Raw genomic sequence first — 24,921 nt, 5'->3', positions numbered from 1 at the left:
TTCGACAGGCTCAGAGTGAGCGGATATGTGATTGGGTTCAGCCCGCTGGCTGCTCCACCCGCCGCGCGTCGACGATCACCACCGGGTCGGCCAGCATCTGGCCTTTCATCCAGCCTTCGCCCTTGTCGGGATCGGTCGGCATCGCGTGGATCGCACGCACCACGTCCATCCCGTCAACGACATAGCCGAACACGGCGTAGCCCGCCCGCTCGTTGGGATCGTCGCTATCGGGCATAGCGTCGAGACCGGTTTGGTCCTTGATCATGATCGAGAAATCGCCGGTCGCCGTGCCCGGCTCGAGCCGCGCCATCGACAGGGCACCATCGATGTGGCTGAGGCCGGTCTCGCTGGTGGCCTCATGCGCGATGCCGGGCAGAATGCGCTCGGGGTCGTTCTGCGTGCCGGCCTGGATGAGGCCGTTCGGCGGTTCGCCATAATCGAGTCTCATCGCGCGATAGAAAACGATGCCGTCGAAGCGGTCCTCGTCAACATAGCGCAGGAAATTGGCCGCCGTGACCGGTGCTCGCTCCGTCTCCAACTCCACAGTGATGTCGCCTGCCGTCGTCTCCAGCACGACGAGTTCGGTCGCGGCAGCGGGGAGGGCATCGGTGTCGGCATCTTGCGCGGCGAGAGGGGCGGCGAATAGGGCGAGGGCAGCCAGGGCGAGTCGTTTGGTCATGCCGCGCACCATGCCACGCAGGACATTCAGATTACACCCGCGATCAGCCCGCGCTCGGCTGCTTCTTCGCAGGGGATGTACCAGTTGTCCGGCGCCTTCTCGCGCACCTCTTCGAAATCCACTTCAGAGTTTTCGCTGATCTCGCGAAAGCCCATTTCCTCGATGTCGATCGAATGCTCGATCTCGTTCAGCGCGGCCTTCAGCTGCGCGATGCAGCTCCGCAAGGGACCGTTGAGATTGATCGTCTTGGCGATCTGCCGCTCGTGCAATAGGATGCTCGAGCCTTTGGTGAAGTACCGGCATTCGACCGGGAAGCCGGCCATGAAGGTCGCGCCGGCAGAATAGATCGCCGCCTTGCCGAGGAAATAGATCGTCCGCCCGGCATCGCGGATCAGCCGCACATCGTCCGCCATGGCGCGGGCCACTTCGGGATTGCCGCCCAGAGTCGTCATGGCAATCACCAGTGGGCCATCTTGCGGCGCAGCGGAGAGCTGGTTGCGGAACTCGGCATACATCGCCTCGTCGACGCTCCCGATGAGTCGCAGCTGGGGCGCTGTCAGGATTTTCTGGCGGTCGGTGTCGTTCATCGGGTCGCTTGGTCCTTTTGTAGATCGCAAGGGCTTAGCGTTCCGCTCCGAACTGAGTTCCATGCTATGCTATCCGGATAAAAGGTTTACATGCGTAGTCGAACTGGCTACAGGCGTAATCGATACAGAATACGCTCAGGGAGCAAATGGATGGCAAAGCGCAACGACGCGCCTGGTGACCGGATCAGCGAAGCCGAACATGCGGTGATGGAGGTGCTGTGGGAAAACAGCCCCATGAGTGCATCGGATGTGTGCGACCGGGTCTGCGCGCAGCGTGACTGGTCCATGCCGACCGTCAAGACGCTGCTGAGCCGCCTGGTATCGAAAGGCGCGCTGGGTACGGAGCCGCTGGGCCGCAAGTTCCTTTACCACCCGCTTATCGAACGGTCCGACTATGTCGGCACCGAATCGCGCCGCCTCGTCGAACGCCTGTTCGGCGGCCGTGCGGCCCCGCTGTTCGCGCATCTCGCAGAGAACGAGGCGCTCAGCGACAAGGATCTCGACGAGATCGAAGCGCTCTTGAGGGAGATGCGCAAATGACCGAGCTGTTGCGAGAATATTGGGACTGGTTCCTGCTCGATACGCTGTTGTGGACAGGTGCGCTGATCGCGCTGGTGCTGCTGGTTCGCAGGCCGGTTGCGCGCCATATGGGGGCAGGCGCGGCTTATGCGCTATGGGCCCTGCCGGCCCTGCGCCTCGTCATCCCGCCGATGACGCTGCCGGCGTGGATGGCGCCGACGACACCGGCCCCCGCTGCCGAGCCGATGGCTTTCGAATCTGGCACAGCCGCGGAGCCGCATTCCGCTGCCTTTGCGCCCGTCGACATGGCTGGGCCGCTCCACACGCTGCCCGAGCCGACGGATTTCATCACGCCGCTGGCGGTTATCTGGCTGCTCGGCGCAAGCATCTTCCTCGTTCGCCGCTTCTGGCTTTATGCCCGATTGCGGGAGGAGTTGCTGGAAGACGCGGTGCCGGTGGGCGAGGTCGGCAACATCCGCCTGGTCGAAACGCCCGCAATCTCGGGCCCGCTCGCCTTCGGCGTGTTCGACAAGGTGATTGCGCTGCCGTCAGGCTTCATGACCGCACGCGACCGCGTCGCCCGCGATCTCGCGATCGAGCATGAGCTGGCCCATCATCGCGGGCACGACCTGCTCGCCAACATACTCTTGCAGCCGCTGTTCGCCGCGCACTGGTTCAACCCGCTCGGATATATGGGCTGGACCGCATTGCGCCGCGACCAGGAAGCTGCTTGCGACGCCCGCGTCGTCGCCGCTCGTCCTCGCGATGAGCGTGCGGTCTACGCCGGAGTGATCGCTGATTTTGCACGCCGCCCGCAGGCAGCCCCGCGCCCCGCGCTCGCTGCCCCGATGGCGTGCCCGGTTTTGGGGGACAAATCCATCATTCACCGTTTGAGGAATTTGTCCATGGAAGACGTTACACCCCGCCGCCGCATGGTTGCGCGGTCAGCCATCGCCGCTTCGTTGCTGGCGCTGCCGATGACAGCAACGATCGGCTATTCGGCTGCAGTCGCAGCACCTGCCGAAGACGAAGAAGCTGTCGCCGCGCTCCTGCCGGAAATGCCGCTGGCTCCCCCGGTGCCGCAAGCGCCTCTGCCGCCGGAAGCTCCGCTGGCACCCGAGCCGCCTGCACCACCAGAGGGATGGAGCGCGGACGAGCGCGAGGAATTGCGCGAAGAGCTCCGCGAGCAGCGTCTGGAGCGCCAGGAGGAGCGCCGCGAAGCGCGTGAGGAACGGCAGGGGGAGCTACGCGAAGCTCGCCTCGAAGCTCGTGAGGGTCGGGCGGAGGGCCGCAAGGAGTGGGCCCGCGGACGGATCGCCTATGCCGAGGGTCGCAAGCAGTGGGCCGAGGGCCGCATCCAGTGGGCGGAAGGCCGCAAGCAATGGGCGGAAGGCCGCGTGCAGCATGCTGTTGCCCGACAGGATCGCGCCGAAGCGCATGCCTACGCTATGAGCGATGCCGAGATCGAGAAAATCGAGAAGTCGGTAGAGCTGGCCATGCGGCACGTGCCGGAAGTGGTGGAATCCTGCCGCTATCCCGATGCGCCGGTGACCAGCATCGAGGGCCGCGACGGCCGTGTGACGATGTATATCTGCGAAACGGCCGGCGACCGGTTGGCTCTCAAGGCGCTAAAGCAGGCGCGGGCAGGCATTGCCCACAGCAACAACCTTTCCGCCGAAACGCGCCGCGAGGTGCTGCGCGACCTCGACCGTGAGATCGCCGAACTTTCTCGCTAAAGGTTCGTGAGAACAAGCTGAAGGCGGCCATCGTATTTACGACGGCCGCCTTTTTCGCGTTTTCAACCGACGTTGGTGATGTTGTCGCAGGCGCGGTCGTCGCCCTGCAGGCCAAGCCGTAGCGCCTCGCTGCGCTGGCGGCTGGTGCCGTGGGTGAAGTTCTCGCTGGAGACGCGCCCGCCGGTCAGCCGATCGTCGCCGATGGCGGCAGCGGCCTGCATGCCTTCCTCGATATCGCCCGGCTCGATGAGATTGCGGTTCTTGCCGGCCCAGACACCGGCGTAGCAATCGGCCTGCAATTCCATCAGCACATTGAGCTGGTTCGCCCGGCGCGGGTTCTGCTGCTGCGCGCTGCGGATCTGGCCGGAGATGCCAGTGATGGTCTGGATGTGGTGGCCGTATTCGTGCGCAACGACATAGAGACGTGCGAAGTCACCCTCGTTGCCCGCCATCTGCGCCAGCTGGTCGTAAAAGCTCGTGTCGATATATATGCGCTGATCGGCGGGGCAGTAGAACGGACCCATTCCGCTGGACGCAGGACCGCACTCGGTCTGAAAACGTCCGCTGGCAAAACGCAGGCCGGGTTCCTGAAACCTCTCACCAAAGCCTTGCTCCTGGAAAGTCCGCGCCCAGGTTTCGTTCAGCGAAAGCAATGCATTGCAGGTTTCGGTGGCGTATTGGTTCGACGTGCAGAGCGCCTGTTCGTCCTGCGTACCCGGCTCTTGCGATGCCTGGCTCTGCTGGACGCTCTCGACAGTCGCGGCGGTTTGCATCGGGTCGAGCCCGAACACGAAGTATCCCAAGGCAGCGATGATAATCGTGCCGCAGCCGAGACCGCCGGCCTTGCCGACGCCGCCCCCGGCACTGCCCACATCGATCTTGCTGGTGTCGAACGGATTGAGACGCATCGCTTCCCCCATCTATGGCCGCTTTACAGCGCACCCCTTGTGCGCGATGGCCCTCGAATTGTCACTACAACGCTCGGAGGCCCAAATGTTTCTTCAAGGTAGGCGCGCGCTCGTCACCGGATCGACCAGCGGCATCGGCCTCGCCATCGCGCGGACGCTGCATGGCGAGGGGGCGGAGGTCGTCCTCAACGGTTTCGGCGACGAGGGCGAGATCGCGACCTTGCGTGAGGAACTGGGCGGCGCAGCGCATTTCGGAGCCGATCTGACCGACGTCGCCGCGGTGGAAGCGATGATGGCCGATGCGGGCGTAATCGACATTTTGGTGAACAATGCGGGCGTCCAGCATGTCTCGCCGGTGGAGGATTTCCCGGTCGACAAGTGGAACCTTATCATTGCGCTCAACCTTACCGCCGCGTTCCACACGACGCGGCTCGCCGTGCCGGGAATGAAGGCGAAGGGCTGGGGCCGCATCATCAACACCGCCAGCGCCCATTCCAAGGTCGCGAGCCCCTTCAAGAGCGCATACAACGCCAGCAAACACGGCATCGCGGGCTTCACCAAGACCATCGCACTCGAACTCGCCGAGCATGGCGTGACTGCAAACTGTATCAGCCCCGGCTATGTCTGGACCCCGCTGATCGAAGGCCAGATCCCCGACACGATGAAAGCTCGCGGGCTGTCCCGCGAGGAGGTCATCAATGACGTGCTGCTGGTCAAGCAGGCGACGAAGAAATTCGTCCAGCCCGAGGAAGTCGGCGCACTCGCTGCATTCCTCTGCCGCGACGAAGCGCAGAACGTCAACGGCGCGAACTGGAGCGTGGACGGCGGCTGGACGGCGGAGTAGCCTTCTTGTCCGGAACCCAGATAGCATTTTTCGCCGCTATGGCGGCCAGCTTTCTCACGAGCGTAGCGGCACTCGTCGCGGCGCTGCGTGAACCAGAGCTGCCCTGGAAACCGTTCTGGGCGCTCCTTGCCTTGGTCGGAGTCGGGGGCGGCGCAATGGTTTCGTCGCAGCCGGATCAGGTCTACTGGTACTTCGGCATAGCCTTGCCGACCGCATCGTTTACGGCCGCAGACGGGAGCTGGCAGCCCCAAGTGATCCGTCTGATGTTTCCGCTCGGAGCCGTGATGGTCGCTATGAGGGTGATCATCTACCGCTCCCGACGGCAAGAGGCACAGGATCGGCACTAGCGAGAATCCGGAACCGTCGTTACATGGGCCGCCACATTCCTCCCGGCAGGCGATTCTCCACGTGGCAAATTTCGACATTCCCCTTGGTCTCACGTTCGACGACGTTCTTCTCGTTCCGGCGGAGAGCGAGATCCTGCCATCGATGGCCAAGACCGCCACGCAGCTGACACGCGATATCGCGCTCAATATCCCGGTCATCTCCAGCGCCATGGACACCGTGACCGAGGCGGACATGGCGATCGCCATGGCGCAGCTCGGCGGGATCGGCGTGCTGCATCGCAATTTCGAGGTCGAGGACCAGGCCGCCGCCGTGCGCGCGGTGAAGCGCTACGAAAGCGGCATGGTGGTCAATCCGATCACCATCAATCCCGACGCCACGCTGGGCGAGGCGCAGGACATCATGGCGAAGAACCGCATCAGCGGCATTCCCGTGACCGACCGCAGCGGCAAGCTGGTGGGAATCCTGACCAATCGCGACGTGCGCTTTGCCGAAAATCCGCGGCAGCCGGTCAGGGAACTGATGACGACCGACAACCTCGCCACCGTGCCCCTCGGCACCGGACAGGAAGAGGCGAGGCGCCTGCTACACCAGCGCCGGATCGAGAAGCTGCTGGTCGTAGACGATAGCGGCCGCTGCGTCGGCCTGATTACGGTCAAGGATATCGAGAAGGCGGTCGCCTATCCCGAAGCGACCAAGGACGAGCAGGGCCGCCTGCGCGTCGCCGCGGCGACGACGGTGGGCGACAAGGGCTTCGAGCGGACCGAGGCGCTGATCGATGCCGGGGTGGACGTGGTCGTCATCGACACCGCGCATGGCCACAACAAGGACGTCGCACGCTCGGTCGAGCGGGTGAAGAAGCTGTCGAACAGCGTGCAGGTGATCGCCGGCAATATCGCGACCGGCGAGGCTGCCAAGGCGCTGGCCGGGGCAGGCGCGGATGCGGTGAAGGTCGGCATTGGGCCGGGTTCGATCTGCACAACGCGCGTGGTCGCAGGCGTCGGCGTGCCGCAGCTCACTGCGATCATGGACTGCGTCGAGGAAGCCGCGAAGCACGGCGTTCCCGCGATTGCCGATGGCGGGCTGCGGACCAGCGGCGATGCGGCCAAGGCGCTTGCCGCCGGGGCCTCGACCATCATGATCGGATCGATGCTTGCCGGAACCGAGGAAGCGCCGGGCGAGACATTCATTTACCAGGGCCGCAGCTACAAGGCCTATCGCGGGATGGGCAGCGTCGGCGCGATGGCCCGCGGCAGCGCCGACCGCTATTTCCAGGCCGATGTTAGCCAGCAGAAGCTGGTGCCCGAAGGCATCGAGGGGCAGGTGCCCTACAAGGGGCCGGCCAGCGCGGTGGTCCACCAGCTCGTCGGCGGGATCAAGGCGGCGATGGGCTATACCGGCAGCGCCACGATCGAAGAGCTCAAGCGCGCGAAATTCGTGCGCATCACCAATGCGGGCCTGACCGAGAGCCACGTCCACGACGTGTCGATCACCCGCGAGGCACCGAACTATCCGACGCGCTGATGCCCTCTCCAGGCTACGCTAGCTCCGTGCCGAAACAAGCTTCGCCATCCTCTCCCGAAATGGGAGAGGAAAGAACGTCAATCCTCCTCTCCGCTTGCCGGAGAGGATACGGAGCCTTGGCGATGCTTCGCCTAGGCGGAGTTGGAGAGGCATGACGCCTGCCGCGCGGGTCCAGACCGCTATCGAATTGCTCGACGCGATCATTGCCTCTGCGCGTGCGAAAGGCGCGCCGGCGGATCGCATCCTTGCTGAATGGTTCCGCAATAACCGCTTCGCCGGGTCGAAAGACCGCCGCGCCATTCGCGAGCTGGTGTTCGGCGCCATCCGCGCCTGCGGACCGGTGCCGGAGACGGGCAGGGCGGCCATGCTGCGTCTTGCCGAAACTGACCCGGCTATCGCGCCACTGTTCGACGGGTCGCAATACGGACCGTCCGCGCTCGGTGCCGATGAGGAGGCAGTCGACGGCGGGATCGCGCCCGAATGGCTGAAGCGGAAGCTCGCCGCCTCGCAGATCGCAGGCGACGAAGCAGCGGCGTTGCTCGACCGCGCTCCGCTCGACTTGCGGGTAAACACGCTCAAGGCCGATCGCGCGACTTTGCAGCTGCCGGTCAAGAGTCAGCCCACCGATGCGCCGAACGGGTTGCGGCTCGAACCCGGCACGCCGGTCGAGCAATGGGAGGCTTTTCGCGACGGCCGGATCGAAGTGCAGGATACGGGTTCGCAGATCGCCTGCCTCGCAGTCGGCGCGCAGCCGGGCGAGACGGTGATCGACCTGTGCGCCGGGGCAGGCGGCAAGACGCTCGCGCTCGCTGCGACGATGGACAATCTCGGCACGCTCATAGCCGCCGATACCGATCGCAATCGCCTGTCGCGCCTTGCTCCGCGGGCGGAGCGGGCAGGCGCGACCAATATCGAGACCCGTCTGCTCGATCCGACGAAGGAGCGCGAAGCTCTGTCAGACCTGATCGGCAAGGCCGATGCGGTGCTGGTCGATGCGCCGTGCTCGGGCACGGGCACGTGGCGGCGCAATCCCGAAGCGCGCTGGCGGCTGGACGAGGCCGAGCTGGCGCGCCTCGCCGAAGTGCAGGCCGATCTGCTCGATCTGGCGCGAGAGCTCGTGCGACCCGGCGGACGCATCGTCTATGTTACCTGCTCGCTGCTGGACGAGGAGGGCGCGGACCAGTTCGATGCCTTCCTCGCGCGGCACGATGATCTCGAAGCTCAGCCTCCGGCCCTGCCTGCCGGCCGCCCGCGCGGGAACGGGGTGCGGCTCACGCCGTATCACGATGGAACCGACGGATTTTTCATCGCCTGTGCAGGAAGGGCATGATACCACGCGTGTCATGGCCGAAACGTCAGCCCCTGCACGCCGATCCCCGATGGAGACGATAATGCGCTTTGCCCCAGCCGCCGCTGCCCTTTCCCTGGCTCTCGCCATGACGGCCAGCGTGGGTTGGAGTGCGGAGCGCGATCCCGATCCGCGTGCGGCCATGCTGATTGCCGAGGGGCAGACTGCGCTTCAGGGTGGAGACGTGCAGGGCGCGATCGATGCGTACGAGGCGGCGCTGGTCGTCGATCCGGGCTACACGCCGCTTTACCTGCGCCTCGCCGAGGCTGCCCGTGCCGACCAGATGCAGGGCAAGGCGATCCGCTACTATCGCGAAGTGCTGAACCGCGAACCGCGCAATTACGCCGCCATGTCGGGTGAGGGCGAAGCGCTGCTGGAAAAGGGCGCGCTGGAAAAGGCCCGCGCCAATCTCGCGCGGCTGGAGTCGGCCTGCGGCAAGACCTGCCCCGAGACGCAGCAACTCGCCGCCGCACTGGCGATCGGCCCGAAGCAGGCGGTACAGACGGCCGAGGCGACGATCACGCTGGAGCCGCAGCCGCAGTCCAACTGACCGCCGGCTAGTCGGCTCTCAGACGAGTTCCCGAAAAGCGTCCAGTACCGCGCGATAGACGCGCTTCTTGAACGGCACGATCAGTTCCGGCAGGTCTTCCGGATCGGCCCATTTCCAGTCGCAGAATTCGGGCGGATCGTGCGCTTCGAGGTCGACGTCGGCGTCGGTGCCGGAAAAGCGGACGAGGTACCAGATTTGCTCCTGCCCGCGGTATTGGCCGCCCCACAACTTGCCCATGAGTTCCTCCGGCAGGTCGTAACGGATCGGTTCTTTCGTGCTGTCGAGCAGAGTGATGTGCTCCGCGCGCACGCCGGTTTCCTCGGCCAGCTCGCGCAAGGCGGCTTCCTGCAGATCTTCGCCCTCGTCGACGCCCCCCTGCGGCATCTGCCACCAATCGCCTTCCTTGTTGTCGATCCGGCGGCCCACGAAGACCTTGCCCTGGGCATTCACCAGCATCACACCCACGCAGGGCCGGTATGCAAGCGGTTCGTTCACTTGTAGCGCTCCACCATCAGTTTGGTCGCGTCGAGAAAGGCTTCCAGATCGCGTTGTCCGCTCGGGATTGCCTTCCGCAGGGTTGTAAAACCGTGAATGATGCCCGGAAATTCGAGATAGACGACTTCGGTTCCCAAACTAACCAGGTGCGAGGCGTACTCACGCCCGCTGTCGCGCAAGGGGTCGAGCCCGGCGGTGCAGACGACGGTCGGCGGGGTGTTCGAGCAGTCGCCGACCATCGGCGTGTGCCGCGGATCGTTGGCATCGCCGCCATATTGCTCGGTGAACCAGCTCATCGCCGCGCCGGTCAGCAGGAAGCCTTCCGCGAAGGCCGCGAGGCTCGAATGCTGCGACACGTCGCTCGCCACCGGATAGATCGGGGCCTGCACGATCACCGGCGCGTCCGCCGGCTCGTTCATCAGCTGGTTGGTGGTGACGATGGTCAGGTTCCCGCCGGCACTGTCGCCGGTGATGACCAGCCCGGTGATCTCGCGGCCAAGCTCGGCCGGCGATGACGCGACCCAGCGGGCCGCCGCCTCGCAATCGTCGGGCGCGGCGGGGAAGGTGTGTTCGGGCGCGAGGCGATAATCGACCGACACCACCGGCAGGTCGAGGTGATGCGAGATCTCGCTGCACAGGGCGTGGTACACGTCGAGATCGCCGATCACGAAGCCGCCGCCGTGGATGAAGATTACGCAAGGCCCGGCCTCGCGGCTCTCTTTCGTGTCGTAAAAGCGCAGCGGGATCTCGCCCGCAGGACCGGGGCAGGTCAGGTCCTTGATCACCGCCAGCTTGCGCGGCTCGCTCTCGGCCACGGCCCCCAGCGCTTTCATCTGCTGGCGACCCTCGACCGCGCCGAGTTCTTCCACGCTCTGTCCGCCCATCTGCTCCAGCATGTCGAGGAAGCCTCGCACATCGTCGCGGACATAGTGTTCGGTGTCTGCCATCGTCTCTCTCCCAGTCTCGTTGCGTTTCGAGACTTACCGTATCGGCTGCGCTTTTCCACCGTGCATTTTCTCGCTAGCAGAGAATCTTGATTGCGAGAGGATGGGGTGCCTCCTAGGTGCGGCTCCCCAATGGAAAAGGCATGCGGATCATGCGTGCCAGACAAGGATTTACGGATGGCAACAGCCGCCACCACGCCGCAGGACTCCGCGTCCTCCACCCCCGATGCCATCGTCGTCCGCTTTGCCGGGGACTCGGGCGACGGGATGCAGCTGACAGGCGGCCAGTTCACGCTGTCCACCGCACTGGCGGGCAACGACCTTGCGACCTTCCCCGATTTCCCCGCCGAAATCCGCGCGCCGCAGGGCACGCTATTTGGCGTGTCCGCCTTCCAGATCAACTTCGGCAGCCGGCAAATCAACACCGCAGGCGATGCGCCCGATGTGCTGGTGGCGATGAACCCGGCGGCGCTGAAGGTGAACCTCGCGGCGCTGAAGCCCGGCGGGCTGATTATCGCCGACACCGGCGCCTTCACGAAGCGCAATCTCGACAAGGCGCATTACGAGGCAAATCCGCTGGAGGATGACAGCCTCGCGAAATACGACGTGCTGGCCTTCGACATCAGCGAGAAGACGATCGAGGCGGTCAAGCCTTTCGGCCTCGGTAACAAGGATGCGCTGCGCTCCAAGAACATGTGGACGCTGGGCCTGGCGTTGTGGATGTTCGGCCGCTCGCGCCAGCCGATCCACGATTGGCTGAAGGCCAAGTTCAAATCCAAGCCCGACATTGCCGATGCCAATATCGCCGCGCTGGATGCAGGCCATGCCTTCGGCGAGACGGCGGAGCTGTCCGGCCCGATGCGGCAGATGGAGATGCCGCCGGTTCAGAGCGAGCCGGGGCTTTATCGCACGATTACCGGCGCGGAAGCTGTGTCGCTCGGCCTGGTGGCCGGCGCGCAGCTGGCCGAGCTGCCGATGTTCTTCGGCGGCTATCCGATCACCCCCGCCAGCGCGATCCTGCACCACCTCGCGCGGCTGAAGGAATACGGCGTCACGACCTTCCAGGCGGAAGACGAGATCGCCGCGATCTGCGCGGCCATCGGAGCGAGCTATGCCGGGCAGCTGGGCGTCACCAGCTCGTCCGGTCCCGGTATCGCGCTGAAGACTGAAGCCATCGGCCTCGGGATCATGACCGAACTGCCGCTGGTGATCGTCAATTCCCAGCGCGGCGGGCCGAGCACCGGCCTGCCGACCAAGACCGAGCAGAGCGACCTCTACCAGGCGGTTTATGGCCGCAATGGCGATGCGCCCATGCCGGTGATCGCCGCGCGCAGCCCGTCAGATGCGTTCGAGGTGGCCATCGAGGCTTGCCGCATCGCGACCGAATACATGACCCCGGTCATGCTGCTGACCGATGGCTACATCGCCAATGCCGCCGAGCCGTGGAAGGTGCCGAACCCGGCCGATTTTACGCCGTTCCCCGCGCAATTCCTCACCGAACCGCGCGGCGAGCAATTGCTGCCGTACAAGCGCAACGAAAAGGGCGCGCGTCCGTGGATCAAGCCCGGCACGCCCGGCATGATGCACCGCATCGGCGGGATCGAGAAGCACGAGGAAACGGGCAATATCGACTATTCGCCCGACAACCATCAGCGCATGACCGACCTGCGCAAGGCCAAGGTCGAGAACATCGCCGTGCCCGATCAGGAAGTCGCGCTGGGCGAGACGTCCGGCACGCTCGCCGTGGTCGGCTGGGGCAGCACCTATGGCCCGATCCACCAGGCCGTGCGCCGCAGCATCGCGAAGGGCTGCTCGGTCAGCCACATCCATGTGCGCCATATCTGGCCTCTGCCGAAGAACCTCGGCGAGCTGCTCAAGGCGTTCGACCATGTGCTGGTGCCGGAAATGAACACCGGCCAGTTCAAGACCGTGCTGCGCGACCAGTTCCTCGTCGACGCGCAACCGCTCACCAAGACCAGCGGCCAGCCCTTCCAGATCGCCGAACTGGAAGCGGCAATCGCGAAATATTTCGACGGCATCGAAGGCAACGAAGGTGGTGAGGTTGCAGTTAATAATCAGCAGCTCCCGAGCCCTCTTGCGGAGAACGACTGATGAACGCACCCGTTACAATCGAAACCACGCTCAAGGACTGGGAAACCGACCAGGAGGTTCGCTGGTGTCCGGGTTGCGGGGACTATGCCATCCTCAAGGCCGTGCAGCGCACGTTGCCGCAGCTGGGGGCGGACCCGGCGAACACGGTGTTCATCAGCGGCATCGGCTGTTCCAGCCGCTTTCCCTATTACATCGAGAGCTACGGCTTCCACACCATCCATGGCCGCGCGCCGGCCTTTGCGACGGGGGCAAAGCTTGCCAATCCGGACCTCGACATCTGGCTGGTGACGGGCGACGGCGATGGCCTTTCCATCGGCGGCAATCACCTGATGCATGTGCTGCGCCGCAACGTGAACATGCAGATCATGCTGTTTAATAACGAGATCTACGGCCTCACGAAGGGCCAGGCCTCGCCGACCAGCCGCGAGGGGACCAAATCGCCCTCGACCCCGATCGGCAGCTACGACCACCCAGCTCGCCCGGCAGCCTTCGCGCTCGGCAGCGGGGCGCGCTTCATCGGGCGCGGGTTCGATGTGTCGAAGCACCTGCCCGACGTGCTCAAGGCCGCCCATGCCCACAAGGGCGCGGCGTTTATCGAGATCTTCCAGAACTGCATCGTCTACAACAAGGATGTGTTCGACGATTTCGCCGCTCCGAAGGGGGCGGAAGATCGCCAGCTGTGGCTCGAGAATGGCAAGCCCATGCTGTTCGCCAAGGACACTAATGGCCTTGCGCTCAATCGCGAGACGCTCGGCCTCGAAGTGGTCGATGTCGTCGATGGCGATTGGGAGAGCGCGGGCGTGATCGTCCACGACGTTACCAACCGCTCGGTCGCGCATATGCTGATCGAAATGCCGTTCGGCCCGTTCCCCATGGCGCTCGGCGTGCTCTACGACGATCCGCGTCCGACCTTCGAGGATGCAGTGACCGAGGAACGCGAGCGGGCCAGCGCGGGCAAGGAAGCGAATCTCGCCAAACTGCTCGGCACGGGGCAGACCTGGACGGTCAGCGGGACGGCGCAGGATCCGGTTTAGGCGGGGCCAGATTTAGGCGAGAAAGGGTCCTCCCCCGGTTCCTCGATCTGGTTGCGCTCTTGCAGGCGGGTGGCGATGAGGCCCATCGCCAGCGCCCAGCTTGCCCCGACTGTCCAGCCGCCGAGCACGTCGGACGGGTAATGAACGCCAAGATATAGCCGGCTGAACCCAATGGCGAGCACCAGCAGCGCCGCAGTGCCGATAGTGAATATGCGCGCTCGGCGATCGTCGAAGCTGCGCGATATCATGACTGCCAGCGTCAGGTAAACGATCGCGCTGTTCATGGAATGGCCGCTCGGAAAGCTGAGCGAAGTCACCTCGACCAGATGCGGCACCACTTCAGGCCGTTCGCGCGCGAAAAGGCTTTTGAGCAATTTGCCCATCACTGCCCCTCCGCCGGTGGCGAGTGCGGTGTAGAGCGCCTGCTTCACGCGGCCGCGCATCAGCAGGAATGCGATGGCAAGCGCCGAGACCAGTGTCAGCACCGTAACGCCGCCGAGCGCGGTTGTGTCGCGCATGGAATCGAGCAGCCATGATGGCCCGACCGGAGTGGCGAGGTCGCCCGGCATTCGCAGCGCTTTCAGGAATGCGATATCGAAGGCCTGCGTGTCGCCTTCCAGCATCTCGCCGGCCAACTTGATGAACCCTCCGATCAGCGCGGCGCCGACTACAAGGCCGATCAGCAGGCCCTGTTCGCGGTGGATATAGGTCTTGAGGGTGGATAGCTGCACGGCCGGTCCTTTTCGATGATGCGGCGATAACGCATGACTTGCCGAGGTTATCCGACAGGAGAAATGCGCTGGACAATCTGACCCACTCCCTCGTCGGGGCGCTGATCGGGCAGGCGGGGTTCAAGAAGAAGACGGGCCTAGCCATGCCTGCGCTCATCATCGGGGCGAACCTGCCCGATGTGGACGCGGCGTGCTTCCTGTGGCTCGACGGGGTGGAGCATCTCGGTTTCCGGCGCGGGATCACGCATGGCCCGCCCGCGTGGCTGCTGCTGCCGCTGGTCCTGGCGGGGCTGCTCTACGGGTTCGACCGCTGGCAGGCGAAGCGCGGCACACGGCCCGCCGCGCGGCTGCCGGTGAGCTTCACATGGCTCTACCTCCTCGGCTTCATCGGCTGCCTGACACACCCGGCGCTCGACTGGCTGAACGTCTACGGCATCCGCCTGCTGGAGCCGTTCTCCAGCCGCTGGTTTTATGGCGACACGCTGTTCATCATCGACGTGTGGCTGTGGGCGTTGATGGGCTTCGCGACCTGGTTCTCGCTCCGCCGCGAGAAGCGGGGCGGGGAGTGGCGACGGCCTGCGCGCATCGCGCTTAGCGTGGCGCTGGCGTATATCGGGGTGAATGCGGCCATAACCCACTCATTCAAGCGAATGACGCCCATGAATGCTTCGGGACCGACGATCGCAAGTCCACTGCCCTTTGCTTTTTGGCAGCGTGAAATGATTACACCGCTGGAAAACGGGCAGTATCAGATTATTCCGAACTTCGCAGGTCCGACCGAGCAGCGGGTTCACCCCGACGTTCTTGGTGATCCCGCGCTTGCCTATTTTTGTGATCTCGACCGGATCGCCAAACTTAATTCACAGACGCGGGCTTTCCTCTTTTGGTCACGCTCCCCATTTCTGGAACGAGCGCCTAACGGCTCGATCCTGCTCCGCGATGCGCGCTTCTACGATCCGCGTGCCCGTGACCGCTTCACCGTGACGCTGCCCGATATGCAGTGCGAGGAACTTCCCGCGCGGTGATGCCGTTGCCTCGCAAAAGGGGAACTCATGGCTTCACCACAAATCGTCTGGCTGCGGCGCGACCTTCGCATGAAGGACCAGCCGGCACTCCACGCCGCCGCGCAGGCGGGGCCGGCGATCCCGGTCTACATCCTCGACGACGAGCGTGCCGGCGACCGCAAGCTGGGCGGGGCGCATCGCTGGTGGCTGCATCATTCGCTGGAGGATCTCGCGGAAAGCTATGGCCGCCGCAATGCGCGGATCGTGCTGCGCCGGGGCGACAGCGTCTCCGTGCTGCAGGGTATCGCGCAGGAAACCGGCGCGAGCGCGATCCACGCCACTCGCCATTACGAACCCTGGCACCGCGAGGCGGAGGAAGACCTGCACGACGCGCTGAAGGATAGCGAGTGCGAGTTGGTGCTGCACGACGGCAACTACCTGCTGCCCCCCGGCACGGCGCGCACGGGCGGCGGCGATCCCTACAAGATCTATACGCCCTTCATGCGGGCGGTGAAGGAGCTGCTGCCCCCGCGCGACGAGTTGCCGGAGCCGGACACGATCTCGCAGCCCTCCGATATGCCGGAGAGCGACGACCTTTCCGACTGGGACCTGCTGCCGATCATGCCCGACTGGGCAGGCGGCTTGCGCGATTTCTGGACGGTGGGCGAGGATGCGGCGCACGAGCGGCTCGACTGGTGGGCCGATCACGTTGGCGGCTACGACGATGGGCGCAATCTACCGAGCGAGGATGCGACGTCCAAAATGTCGCCGCACCTCCACTGGGGCGAAATCTCGCCGGTCAGCATCTGGCATCGTATGAAGGACATGCGCTCCGACGGGTGGCAGGTTTACGAGAAGGAACTGATCTGGCGCGACTATGCGCAGAACGTGATCTGCCAGTTCCCGAAGTATCCGGAAGAAAGCTACCGCGATTACGATGAGCAGACGCTGTGGCGAAACCCCAATCGCGGGCAAGTGATTCAGTCCGAACTGGAGGCGTGGCAGCAGGGGCAGACCGGCTATCCGATCGTCGATGCCGGCATGCGGCAGCTTTGGCAGACCGGCTGGATGCACAATCGCGTCCGCATGATCGCGGCCAGCTTCCTCATCAAGCACCTGCTGATCGACTGGCGCCATGGCGAGCGCTGGTTCTGGGACACGCTGGTCGATGGCGATTACGCCAGCAACGGCACCAACTGGCAGTGGGTCAGCGGCACGGGCGTCGACAGCAACATGTTCCCGCGGATCATGGCCCCGCTCAGCCAGAGCGAGAAGTTCGACGCGGCGGAGTATATCCGCGAATACGTGCCCGAACTTGCCGATCTGGACGACGAGCATATCCACGATCCCGGCGACGAGCACCGGCCGGAAGATTATCCGGAGAAGCTCATCGGCCACAAGGAAGCGCGCGAGCGGGCGCTGCAGGCCTATCGGGACAGCAAGGACTGACGCTGGGCGTCGATGAAGCGCCGGGTGGCTTGCTGCACGTCGGCTAAGGTCAGTTGCGAGAAATCCATGCCCGCGGCGGCCGCGTTCATCGCATCGCGGTCGTTGACGTGCGGGAAGGGTTGCTCGGGCACCGGCACGCCCAGAAATTGGCACAGCGGATCCCACCCGTCCTTCGCCTCGAACTCAAGCAACCGATCGGCCGCAATGGTCTTGCGGACCTCGTCGCCATAGCGCTCGAAATGCCGGACCATCGCCTGGCGTTCCAGCCGCAGTCCGAAGGGCGGATTGGCCAGCGCCGCCGGTGCCAGCGGCGAGCGGAGCGTGAAGCGGACGTGATCCGGACTGCCGACTGTTTCCATTACTGATTCGTACCACCGTTCCGGATCGCGCCGCGTCAGGATGACCTTCGCTTGCGGGAAACGCCGAGCGAGCGGCTTCCACAGGGCGCAGGACGGCGCATCGAGCGTGGCGTGATAGTCCTCCCACAACGGATCGAGCAGCGCAGACCGTGCCCGCGCGAAGGTCCAGCGCCAGCGATGCTCGGGGTGCAGGATCAGCTCGCTCATGTGATAGCAGCGCCCGACGCCCAGCATTTCGAGCGCGAACTTCAGCGAAAGCGTGCCGGTGCGCGGCAGAGCCGCTCCGACGATCTGCAATGCCATAGCGTCGATCTCCCCGATGTCGGCAAGGCCGGGTCTTGCACGGTTTGCGCGCCGACTCCATAGGCCCTCGCATGGCGACGCGCGTGCGACACGAAACGGACAGGGGCATCCGGTTGACCGAAGGGGCGCAGCGCTTCGCGAGGCGGCCCGGCCTGTTCGCGCGGATGGTCGCGCCCGGAGTCGAGAAGATCCTCGACAGGATCGATCAAGCGCTGGTTTCCGGCACGATCCACGGCACGCTGCCCGACGGCACGCCGCGCACGCTCGGCGGGCGAGCGCCGGGGTTCGAATGCACGGTTGAGCTGCGGAACTACAACGCGCTGCTGCGGCTTGCCAGCAACGGCTCGGTCGGCTGGTACCAGGCATGGGAAGCGGGCGAATGGTGGAGCCCTGACCCCGTGCCGCTGTTCGCCCTGTTCATGCAGCATGCGACGCGGCTGGGGGATACGGCACGCGCGAAGGGGCCGTTCCGCCATGCGTTGAAGCTGGCACACCTGTTCAACCGCAATACGCATGACGGCGCGCAGAAGAACATCAGCGCGCATTACGACCTCGGCAACGATTTCTACGAGGCATGGCTCGATCCGACGATGAGCTATTCCGCCGGGCTCGACGTCACGGCGGACGGGCTGGAGGCGGCGCAGAAGCGCAAGTGGGACGCGCTGGCGTCACGCATTGGCGATGCCGCCACGGTGCTCGAAATCGGCTGCGGCTGGGGCGCTCTGGCCGACGATCTGGCGCGGCGAGGCAGTGACGTCACGGCCATCAGCCTCTCGGGCGAGCAACTCGACTGGGCGAGGGCACGCCACAGTGACGCCATCGATTTCCGCAAGCAGGACTATCGCGACACGGCGGGCCGCTATGACGCCATCGTGTCGGTCGAAATGGTCGAGGCGCTGGGCCGTGAATACTGGCCGACCTTCATGGACTGCATCGCCCGCAATCTGAAACCGGGCGGGCGCGCGGCGATCCAGTATATCTCGATCCACGACGACATCTTCGAGGATTACGCGGCGAGCGCCGACTTCATACAGGCGTATATCTTTCCCGGCGGCCTGCTGATCCGCACCAGCGAGTTTCGCAAGCTTGCCGAAGAGCGCGGCCTTGCATGGCAGGACCAGCACGATTTTGGGCTGGACTATGCCGAGACGCTGAAAGCGTGGCGTCAGAACTTCGATGTTGCGGCCCGCGAAGGTCGGTTGCCCGCCGGGTTTGACCGCGAATTTTGCGAACTGTGGCGCTATTACCTGATGTATTGCGAAGGGGGGTTCCGCGGTGGCGGGATCGATGTCCACCAGGTCACGCTGGCGAAAGAGGGAGAATGAGGATGCGAGCACTTCTGGCTTCGACGCTGGCGATCGCGCTGGCGGGTTGTGCGACGGCTTACGACAGCGATGCGCCGGTCGCGGCGGCACCGGCCGTTACGCAAAGCATGCCCGAGCAGATGGCGAGCATGGATCCGGGCGACTCGATCCTGTTCTGGGACGATGGGCGCCGCTCGGCGGCCTTCCGCGACATGGAAAGTCTTTTTCCGGGCCTCGAGGTCGCTCCCGCCAGTAATCCGCGCACCCTCCGGCAGGGCCCGCCGCTGTCTCGCGACGTGCAGGTCGCCATCCGCGACTTCATGGCGAAAACGCAGGCTGCGGGCGTGATGGTCCTCGATAACGGCGTCGTCCGGTTTGAGGAATACGGGCTCGGCATGATGCCGGACGATCGTTGGACCAGCTTCTCGGTCGCCAAGAGCTTCACCTCGACGCTGCTCGGCGCCGCCATCGCCGATGGGTCTATCGAGAGCGTCGATACGCCGGTGACCTCGATCATTCCGGCCATGGCCGGCACGGCTTACGACGGCGTGACCGTCGGCCAGATCGCCACGATGACCTCGGGCGTGGCGTGGAACGAGGACTATACCGATCCTAACAGCGACGTCGCACGGATGCTGTCGGTCGTACCGGTGGCAGGGGAATCGCAGGCAGTGACCTATGCGAAGACGCTCAGCCGCGAAGCTCCGGCAGGCGAGAAGTGGGTCTACAAGACGCTCGAAACCAATCTGCTCGGCCTTATCGTGGAGCAGGCGACGGGCAAATCGCTGGCAGCTTATGCGGCGGAGAAGATCGTCGAACCCGCCGGTTTCGAAGGCGGGATGTTCTGGATGCAGGACCTTACCGGCGGGAACATCGGCGGCTGCTGCCTCTCGCTACGCCTGTCCGACTATGCGCGCATGGGCCAGTTCGCGCTCGACGGCGGCAGGGGCGTCGTGCCGGACGGGTGGTTCGCCGAGGCCGGATCGCCGCTGGTCGGCTTCCCGAACGCGCCGGGCTATGGCTATGGCTACCAGTGGTGGACCTACCCCGGTGCCTACGGCGCGCAAGGGATCTTCGGGCAGGCGATCACGATCGTGCCGGAAAGCAATCTGGTCGTCGCCGTGGTGAGCAACTGGCCGACCGCGACCAGCACGGATAACCGCAACGGCTTTCGCGAAGTCGTCGGCAAAATCGCCAAGGATATCGACTGAATGCAGTGGTGGCGGCGACCGCTGGGGACACCGCCACCGGCAACGAGCACTCAAAACACGGTTCAGGCCGGGCTCTGAGGCCGCTGCCAAAGCGTCGGTGCGGTTGCCTGCCCGAGCTGCCGGGAACGAAGTCTTAATAGGGGCGGTAGTTGCCGGCCCCGGTGTAGCGCGCGATGATGTTGTCGTGGACGATCGGCGAGAGCAGCTCGTTGAATGCGCAGCCGACCATGCAGTTTTCCCACCACACGACCTGCGCCTGAAGCGACTCCAGGCCGGGCAGGGTCAGCCAGCACATCTGGCCTTCATGCATGCGGTTGAGCGCCGCTGCCGAGAAGCCCGAGATCGAAAGATCGTGGATAACCGTCTGGAATGCGCGGCCGCCCGATGCACGCAGCTGGCCGGGAATGGTCAGCTTGGTGCGCGGTGCGCAGCGGTCTTCTTGAGCGGCGACCAGGTAGCGGTCCTGGGTCTGATAGGTCATGTTGCGCCCTTCCAATACGAGAATTTCCGGCTTTCTTAACTCCCGCACGCTCGCGAGAGGAATATCCGCAGAATCTCGACTGTTCGGGTTACGAAGTCCTCACCGCTATTGGTTAATTCATCTTTCCACGCGCTCTCGGTACAAGCCGTCGAAATCGTTAATTTGCAGCTCGACGAGCCGATTTGCGACCACATCGGGCGATTTGACCGTCTTCGGATCCTCACCCGGATAGGCCTTGGCGCGCATATCCGTCCGAGTCGCACCCGGATCGATCAGGGCGACGCGAACCTTGGAAACCTTCTCGACTTCTGCCGCATAGCATTCGAGGAGGTTGTCGAAGGCCGCCTTGGTCGAGCCATAGGCCGACCAGTAGGCGCGCGGATCGGCGCCGACGCTGCTGGTGAGGCCGTACACGCGGCCGGCATCGGCGCGCTTCAAAAGCGGGTCGAAATTCGCGAGCAAGGCCTGGGTCGCCAGCACGTTGACCGTGATAGCTTGACTGAACTGCTTGCCATCGATCTGCGTAACCGGTGTGAGGGTCGGCAAATAAGCTGCTGAAATGACGAGCGCATCCAACTTGTCCCAGCGTCCCGCGATTGCCGAAGCAAGGCGCGCGATGCCGTCGCTCTCGGCGAGATCGACCGGAGCGATCGTCGACTGGCCACCGGCGTCGTGGATCGCATCCTCTACCGTTTCGAGGCCACGCACGTCGCGCGCGGTCAGGACGACATGCGCTCCGGCGGCGGCAAATGCCTTCGCAGTCGCGGCACCGATGCCCTTGCTCGCCCCGGTAACGAGGACGAGACGGCCGTCCAGCGGTTTGTCGGTCATTCGGCAGCCTCTACGGGAAAGGTCAACTGTTGCTGCTTATCCTCGCGCCGCGCAAGGTCGGTCAGCGAGGTCGGATAGTCGCCGGTGAAACAGGCGTCGCAGAACTGCGGGCAGCTGGAATTGCGAGGCTTCTCGCCCACCGCGCGGTAGAGCCCGTCGATTGACACGAAGGCCAGGCTGTCGGCCTTGATGAATTCGCGCATCGGTTCGACATCCATCCGCGCGGCAAGCAGCTTGCTGCGCTCGGGCGTATCGACGCCGTAGAAGCAGCTATGTGCCGTCGGCGGGCTGGCAACGCGGAAATGCACCTCGATCGCGCCGGCATCGCGCATCATCTCGACGATCTGCATCGAGGTGGTGCCGCGCACGATGGAGTCGTCGATCAGCACGATCCGCTTTCCCTCGACCAGTGCGCGGTTGGCATTGTGCTTGCGCTTCACGCCTGCGTGACGCGCCCCGTCGCTCGGCTGGATGAAGGTGCGCCCGACATAGTGCGAGCGAATGATCCCGAGCTCGAAAGGAATGCCCGATTCCTGCGCATAGCCGATGGCGGCGGGCACGCCGCTGTCGGGCACGGGAATGACGAGATCGGCCTCGACCGGCTTTTCGCGGGCCAGTTCCGCCCCGATCGCCTTGCGCGCCTCGTAGATGCTGCGCCCGTCGAACACCGAGTCTGGACGGCTGAAATAGACGTGCTCGAAGATGCAGGGGCGCGGGGCGTGATTGCCGAAGGGGTGGAGCGAATCGACATTGCCGTCGAAATCGACCTTGATCACTTCGCCCGGCTCGACCTGGCGGACGAATTCGGCGCCGACGACGTCGAAAGCCACTGTTTCGGAAGCGAAGACGGTCGCATCGCCGATCCGGCCCATCTGCAGCGGACGAATGCCGAGCGGATCGCGGCAGGCGATCATCCCTTCCGGCGTCATCACGATCAGCGCATAGGCACCCTCGAGCAGGCGCAGCGCATCGATCAGCCGGTCCATGATCGTCGGATAGCGGCTGGTCGCAACGAGATGGATGATGACTTCGGTGTCGCTGGTCGACTGGAAGATCGAACCGCGACGAACGAGATCGTCGCGCAGCATGCCGGCGTTCGAGATATTGCCGTTGTGCGCCACGGCGAAGCCGCCGCTGGCGAGATCGGCGTAAAGCGGCTGAATATTGCGCAGGCCCGATCCGCCGGTGGTGGAATATCGCACATGGCCCGCCGCCATCGTGCCGGGAAGCTCGGCGATCGCTTCCTGGCTGGAGAAATTCTCCGCCACATGGCCGATGCCGCGCCGGGTGAAGAATTCCGCGCCGTCGAAACTGGTGATGCCGACGGCTTCCTGTCCGCGATGTTGCAAGGCATGAAGGCCCAGCGCCGTGGCAGCGGCAGCATCGGTCGCGTTGATCGCGCCGAAAACGCCGCACTCTTCGCGCAGCTTGTCGCCATCCTCGTCATGAAACGGGTGGGTAAGGTTCATCGGGGGCCTGTCCGCGCCAGCAATCGGGATGCGCGACCCCATGGCGATGTTACGGCGCGATTACAAGGCCGGTGCGACGAGCGTTCGCCGAATGCACTGCGAATGCGCCGGGGTTGTGGCACGATTTCATTGCACAGTCAGCTTCCTCTGCCTAAACGCCTCTCCACCACTCGCGAACACCCTGCGACAGATAAGGGCCGGTCTGATCCTCTCTCCTTTCGAATGGACGATTGCCAAGCGTTACCTGCTACCCGGCAGGAGCGAGGCTTTCATCGCGCTGGTCGCGGGCATCTCCATCACCGTCGTGATGCTTTCGGTGGCCATGTTGGTCATCGTGATGAGCGTGATGAACGGGTTTCGCGCGGAATTGCTCGACAAGATCGTTGGGCTGAACGGCCATGCGATCGTGCAAGCCTATGGCGGAAAGATGGAGGACTGGGAGAACATCCTCCAGAACGTGCAGGAAACGCCGGGCGTGGTGGATGCCAGCCCGCTGATCGAACAACCGCTGCTGACCAGCTTCAACGGCCGGGTGGAGGCGATCCTCGTGCGCGGCAATACGGCGGAAGACATCACCGATCTCGGCGATAAGGTGGTGAGCGGCAACATCGCGCGGCTGGAACCGGGGGCGAGTCGCGTGGCTATCGGCGTAAGGCTGGCCGAGAACATCGGCGCACGTGTCGGCGACACGATCACGATTATCAATCCGCAGGGCCGCTCTACACCATTCGGCACCGTCCCGCGCCAGATCGGCTACGAAGTCGCGGCGATATTCGAAGTCGGCGTTTACGATTACGATGGCGCCTTCGTAGTGATGCCGATGGAGGATGCGCAGACACTGCTGCTGCTCGGGGATACGGTGAGCATGATCGAAGTTACGGTCGAGGACCCGGACGAGGTCGGCGAAATCCTCGAGCCGGTCCAGCGCGCCGTGCAGGGCAGGGCGGTGGTGGCCGATTGGAAGACGATCAATTCGACCCTGTTCGAAGCGCTTCAGGTGGAGCGTGTAGCCATGGCATTCGCCTTGAGTTTCATGGTCTTGGTTGCGGCTTTCAATATTCTTTCGAGCCTCGTTATGCTGGTGCGCGCAAAAACGCGCGACATCGCGATCATGCGAACCATGGGTGCGACCCGGCGGAGCCTCATGAAAATCTTTGTGACGACCGGCTTCACCGTCGGCGCGATCGGCACCGTCGCCGGCCTCATCTTCGGTTTCATCGTCCTGACTTTCCGCCAGCAGATCACCACGGCGATCGGCTGGGCGACCGGGGTCGAGCTGTGGGACCCGCAGGTGCGGTTCCTGACCACGCTCCCGTCCAAGACCGATCTGGTCGAAGTCGCGATGATCGTCGGCCTGGCTCTGGTCCTCAGCTTCCTCGCCACGCTATACCCGGCATGGAAGGCGGCGAGCACCGATCCGGTACAGGTGCTGCGCTATGAATAGTCGCGGCGTGCAACCGGTCGTCGAGCTGAAGGGCCTCACGCGCAGCTTCGAGCAGGGCGGCGTGCGGATCGACGTGCTCCGCGGTGTCGACCTCACCGTGCGCCCAGGAGAGATCGTCGCACTGCTCGGCCCGTCCGGCTCCGGCAAGTCCACGCTGCTGCAAGCGGTCGGCCTGCTGGAAGGCGGTTTCGGCGGAGAGATTGTGATCGCGGGCCATTCGGCCGAAAAATCCGACCCGCATGCGCGCACGATCCTGCGGCGCGAGCATCTCGGCTTCGTCTACCAATTCCACCATTTGCTGCCCGATTTCGATGCGGTCGAGAACGTGGTCCTGCCGCAGCTCGTTGCCGGTAAGCCGCGAAGCGATGCGGAAGCACGGGCGCGCCAGCTACTCTCGGCGCTCGGACTGGAGCACCGGCTCGATCACCGGCCCAGCCAGCTCTCAGGCGGCGAGCAGCAGCGTGTGGCGGTCGCCCGCGGGCTCGCCAATCGCCCTGCGCTGGTCCTCGCCGACGAGCCGACCGGCAATCTCGACGAAGCCACCAGTGACCGCGTGCTCGGCGAATTCCTCGCCCTCGTTCGCGGCGAGGGCAGCGCGGCGCTGATCGCCACGCATAACGAACGCCTGGCCGCGCGGATGGATCGCGTGGTGCGGCTGCACGACGGCTTGCTGGAATAGGAAACGCAGCGCTGTTTCATCCGTTGGGCGG

At 64.6% G+C, this 24,921-nt stretch carries 25 protein-coding genes; 15 read left to right on the top strand and 10 right to left on the bottom strand.

From position 1 onward, the window contains the following. Positions 1-37 precede the first annotated feature (37 nt). Entirely contained in the window at positions 38-679 is a 642-nt protein-coding gene (locus tag ACSH0F_RS06865) for a peptidylprolyl isomerase (protein ID WP_435201213.1), read from the bottom strand. A 26-nt stretch (positions 680-705) separates the two neighbouring features. Continuing rightward, entirely contained in the window at positions 706-1,266 is a 561-nt protein-coding gene (locus ACSH0F_RS06860; RefSeq protein ID WP_435201211.1) for an ATP-dependent Clp protease proteolytic subunit, read from the bottom strand. A gap of 150 nt (positions 1,267-1,416) precedes the next feature. On the opposite strand from ACSH0F_RS06860, the gene ACSH0F_RS06855 reads away from it, so the two are divergent. Both ACSH0F_RS06855 and ACSH0F_RS06850 read left to right on the top strand, forming a co-directional pair. Further along, on the top strand, positions 1,417-1,806 hold the full coding sequence (locus ACSH0F_RS06855; protein ID WP_435201209.1) for a BlaI/MecI/CopY family transcriptional regulator: 390 nt from the start codon (positions 1,417-1,419) through the stop codon (positions 1,804-1,806). After that, on the top strand, positions 1,803-3,521 hold the full coding sequence (locus ACSH0F_RS06850) for a M56 family metallopeptidase (protein WP_435201207.1): 1,719 nt from the start codon (positions 1,803-1,805) through the stop codon (positions 3,519-3,521). Before ACSH0F_RS06855 ends, ACSH0F_RS06850 begins: the two co-directional genes overlap by 4 nt. Positions 3,522-3,583: 62 nt before the next feature. Here ACSH0F_RS06850 and ypfJ read toward each other — a convergent pair whose 3' ends face one another. Further along, positions 3,584-4,429 carry a KPN_02809 family neutral zinc metallopeptidase gene (gene ypfJ, locus ACSH0F_RS06845; RefSeq protein ID WP_435201205.1) on the bottom strand — a complete coding sequence of 282 codons (846 nt, stop codon included), beginning with the start codon at positions 4,427-4,429 and terminating at the stop codon, positions 3,584-3,586. 85 nt (positions 4,430-4,514) lie between these two features. On the opposite strand from ypfJ, the gene ACSH0F_RS06840 reads away from it, so the two are divergent. From ACSH0F_RS06840 to ACSH0F_RS06820, 5 genes are all read left to right on the top strand, one after another. After that, complete coding sequence (locus tag ACSH0F_RS06840) at positions 4,515-5,273, top strand: 3-hydroxybutyrate dehydrogenase (protein WP_435201203.1); 759 nt, start codon at positions 4,515-4,517, stop codon at positions 5,271-5,273. 38 nt (positions 5,274-5,311) lie between these two features. Next, complete coding sequence (locus tag ACSH0F_RS06835; RefSeq protein WP_435201201.1) at positions 5,312-5,620, top strand: hypothetical protein; 309 nt, start codon at positions 5,312-5,314, stop codon at positions 5,618-5,620. 61 nt (positions 5,621-5,681) lie between these two features. Next, positions 5,682-7,142, top strand: coding sequence for an IMP dehydrogenase (gene guaB, locus ACSH0F_RS06830; protein WP_435201199.1), 1,461 nt, complete (start codon positions 5,682-5,684; stop codon positions 7,140-7,142). Positions 7,143-7,293: 151 nt separating this feature from the next. After that, on the top strand, positions 7,294-8,472 hold the full coding sequence (locus ACSH0F_RS06825; RefSeq protein WP_435201197.1) for an RsmB/NOP family class I SAM-dependent RNA methyltransferase: 1,179 nt from the start codon (positions 7,294-7,296) through the stop codon (positions 8,470-8,472). A 61-nt stretch (positions 8,473-8,533) separates the two neighbouring features. After that, positions 8,534-9,040: a hypothetical protein gene (locus ACSH0F_RS06820; protein ID WP_435201195.1), complete on the top strand. Its 507-nt coding sequence runs from the start codon at positions 8,534-8,536 to the stop codon at positions 9,038-9,040. An 18-nt stretch (positions 9,041-9,058) separates the two neighbouring features. Here ACSH0F_RS06820 and ACSH0F_RS06815 read toward each other — a convergent pair whose 3' ends face one another. Together ACSH0F_RS06815 and ACSH0F_RS06810 are read right to left on the bottom strand one after the other, a co-directional pair. Next, the gene (locus tag ACSH0F_RS06815) at positions 9,059-9,535 is read right to left on the bottom strand and encodes an RNA pyrophosphohydrolase (RefSeq protein WP_435201193.1); all 477 of its coding nucleotides are present in this window, start codon (positions 9,533-9,535) and stop codon (positions 9,059-9,061) included. Then, a complete protein-coding gene (locus ACSH0F_RS06810) occupies positions 9,532-10,482 on the bottom strand; it encodes an alpha/beta hydrolase (protein ID WP_435201191.1) in 951 nt (316 codons plus the stop codon). Before ACSH0F_RS06810 ends, ACSH0F_RS06815 begins: the two co-directional genes overlap by 4 nt. Positions 10,483-10,656: 174 nt before the next feature. Between ACSH0F_RS06810 and ACSH0F_RS06805 the strand changes: the two genes are divergently transcribed. Both ACSH0F_RS06805 and ACSH0F_RS06800 read left to right on the top strand, forming a co-directional pair. Beyond that, complete coding sequence (locus ACSH0F_RS06805) at positions 10,657-12,591, top strand: 2-oxoacid:acceptor oxidoreductase subunit alpha (RefSeq protein ID WP_435201189.1); 1,935 nt, start codon at positions 10,657-10,659, stop codon at positions 12,589-12,591. Beyond that, positions 12,591-13,625, top strand: coding sequence for a 2-oxoacid:ferredoxin oxidoreductase subunit beta (locus tag ACSH0F_RS06800; protein ID WP_435201187.1), 1,035 nt, complete (start codon positions 12,591-12,593; stop codon positions 13,623-13,625). Before ACSH0F_RS06805 ends, ACSH0F_RS06800 begins: the two co-directional genes overlap by 1 nt. Here ACSH0F_RS06800 and ACSH0F_RS06795 read toward each other — a convergent pair. Continuing rightward, a complete protein-coding gene (locus ACSH0F_RS06795) occupies positions 13,622-14,356 on the bottom strand; it encodes a phosphatase PAP2 family protein (RefSeq protein ID WP_435201185.1) in 735 nt (244 codons plus the stop codon). The two genes, ACSH0F_RS06800 and ACSH0F_RS06795, sit on opposite strands and share 4 nt — an antisense overlap. 68 nt (positions 14,357-14,424) lie before the next feature. Between ACSH0F_RS06795 and ACSH0F_RS06790 the strand changes: the two genes are divergently transcribed. Both ACSH0F_RS06790 and ACSH0F_RS06785 read left to right on the top strand, forming a co-directional pair. After that, positions 14,425-15,381, top strand: a complete 957-nt coding sequence (locus tag ACSH0F_RS06790; protein WP_435202183.1) for a metal-dependent hydrolase — start codon at positions 14,425-14,427, stop codon at positions 15,379-15,381. A 27-nt stretch (positions 15,382-15,408) separates the two neighbouring features. Continuing rightward, positions 15,409-16,809: a cryptochrome/photolyase family protein gene (locus tag ACSH0F_RS06785; protein ID WP_435201183.1), complete on the top strand. Its 1,401-nt coding sequence runs from the start codon at positions 15,409-15,411 to the stop codon at positions 16,807-16,809. Here ACSH0F_RS06785 and ACSH0F_RS06780 read toward each other — a convergent pair. Then, complete coding sequence (locus ACSH0F_RS06780) at positions 16,788-17,471, bottom strand: sulfotransferase family protein (RefSeq protein WP_435201181.1); 684 nt, start codon at positions 17,469-17,471, stop codon at positions 16,788-16,790. The two genes, ACSH0F_RS06785 and ACSH0F_RS06780, sit on opposite strands and share 22 nt — an antisense overlap. A gap of 71 nt (positions 17,472-17,542) precedes the next feature. Here ACSH0F_RS06780 and ACSH0F_RS06775 point away from each other — a divergent pair, with 71 nt between their 5' ends. Then, a complete protein-coding gene (locus ACSH0F_RS06775; protein WP_435201179.1) occupies positions 17,543-18,796 on the top strand; it encodes a class I SAM-dependent methyltransferase in 1,254 nt (417 codons plus the stop codon). Between the two features lie 2 nt (positions 18,797-18,798). Further along, positions 18,799-19,986, top strand: coding sequence for a serine hydrolase domain-containing protein (locus ACSH0F_RS06770; protein ID WP_435201177.1), 1,188 nt, complete (start codon positions 18,799-18,801; stop codon positions 19,984-19,986). 133 nt (positions 19,987-20,119) lie between these two features. On the opposite strand, the gene ACSH0F_RS06765 is transcribed toward ACSH0F_RS06770, so the two are convergent. The 3 genes from ACSH0F_RS06765 to purF all read right to left on the bottom strand — a co-directional run bounded on the left by ACSH0F_RS06765 (position 20,120) and on the right by purF (position 22,767). Then, a complete protein-coding gene (locus ACSH0F_RS06765; RefSeq protein WP_278328512.1) occupies positions 20,120-20,467 on the bottom strand; it encodes a PilZ domain-containing protein in 348 nt (115 codons plus the stop codon). Positions 20,468-20,584: 117 nt separating this feature from the next. After that, positions 20,585-21,298 (bottom strand): SDR family NAD(P)-dependent oxidoreductase, encoded by a 714-nt coding sequence (locus ACSH0F_RS06760; protein ID WP_435201175.1) that lies wholly within the window; start codon positions 21,296-21,298, stop codon positions 20,585-20,587. Beyond that, positions 21,295-22,767, bottom strand: coding sequence for an amidophosphoribosyltransferase (gene purF, locus ACSH0F_RS06755; RefSeq protein ID WP_435201173.1), 1,473 nt, complete (start codon positions 22,765-22,767; stop codon positions 21,295-21,297). Before purF ends, ACSH0F_RS06760 begins: the two co-directional genes overlap by 4 nt. Positions 22,768-22,969: 202 nt before the next feature. On the opposite strand from purF, the gene ACSH0F_RS06750 reads away from it, so the two are divergent. Together ACSH0F_RS06750 and ACSH0F_RS06745 are read left to right on the top strand one after the other, a co-directional pair. Continuing rightward, positions 22,970-24,211, top strand: coding sequence for a lipoprotein-releasing ABC transporter permease subunit (locus ACSH0F_RS06750; protein ID WP_435202181.1), 1,242 nt, complete (start codon positions 22,970-22,972; stop codon positions 24,209-24,211). Then, entirely contained in the window at positions 24,204-24,890 is a 687-nt protein-coding gene (locus tag ACSH0F_RS06745; RefSeq protein WP_435201171.1) for an ABC transporter ATP-binding protein, read from the top strand. The genes ACSH0F_RS06750 and ACSH0F_RS06745 overlap by 8 nt, the downstream gene beginning before the upstream one ends. Positions 24,891-24,921 lie beyond the last annotated feature (31 nt).

The sequence above is a fragment of the Qipengyuania sp. 902 genome (assembly GCF_051195295.1).
GTDB lineage: Bacteria > Pseudomonadota > Alphaproteobacteria > Sphingomonadales > Sphingomonadaceae > Qipengyuania.
The sequence above is the reverse complement of the archived record's forward strand: the minus strand, read 5'-3'. Positions and strand labels throughout refer to the sequence as shown.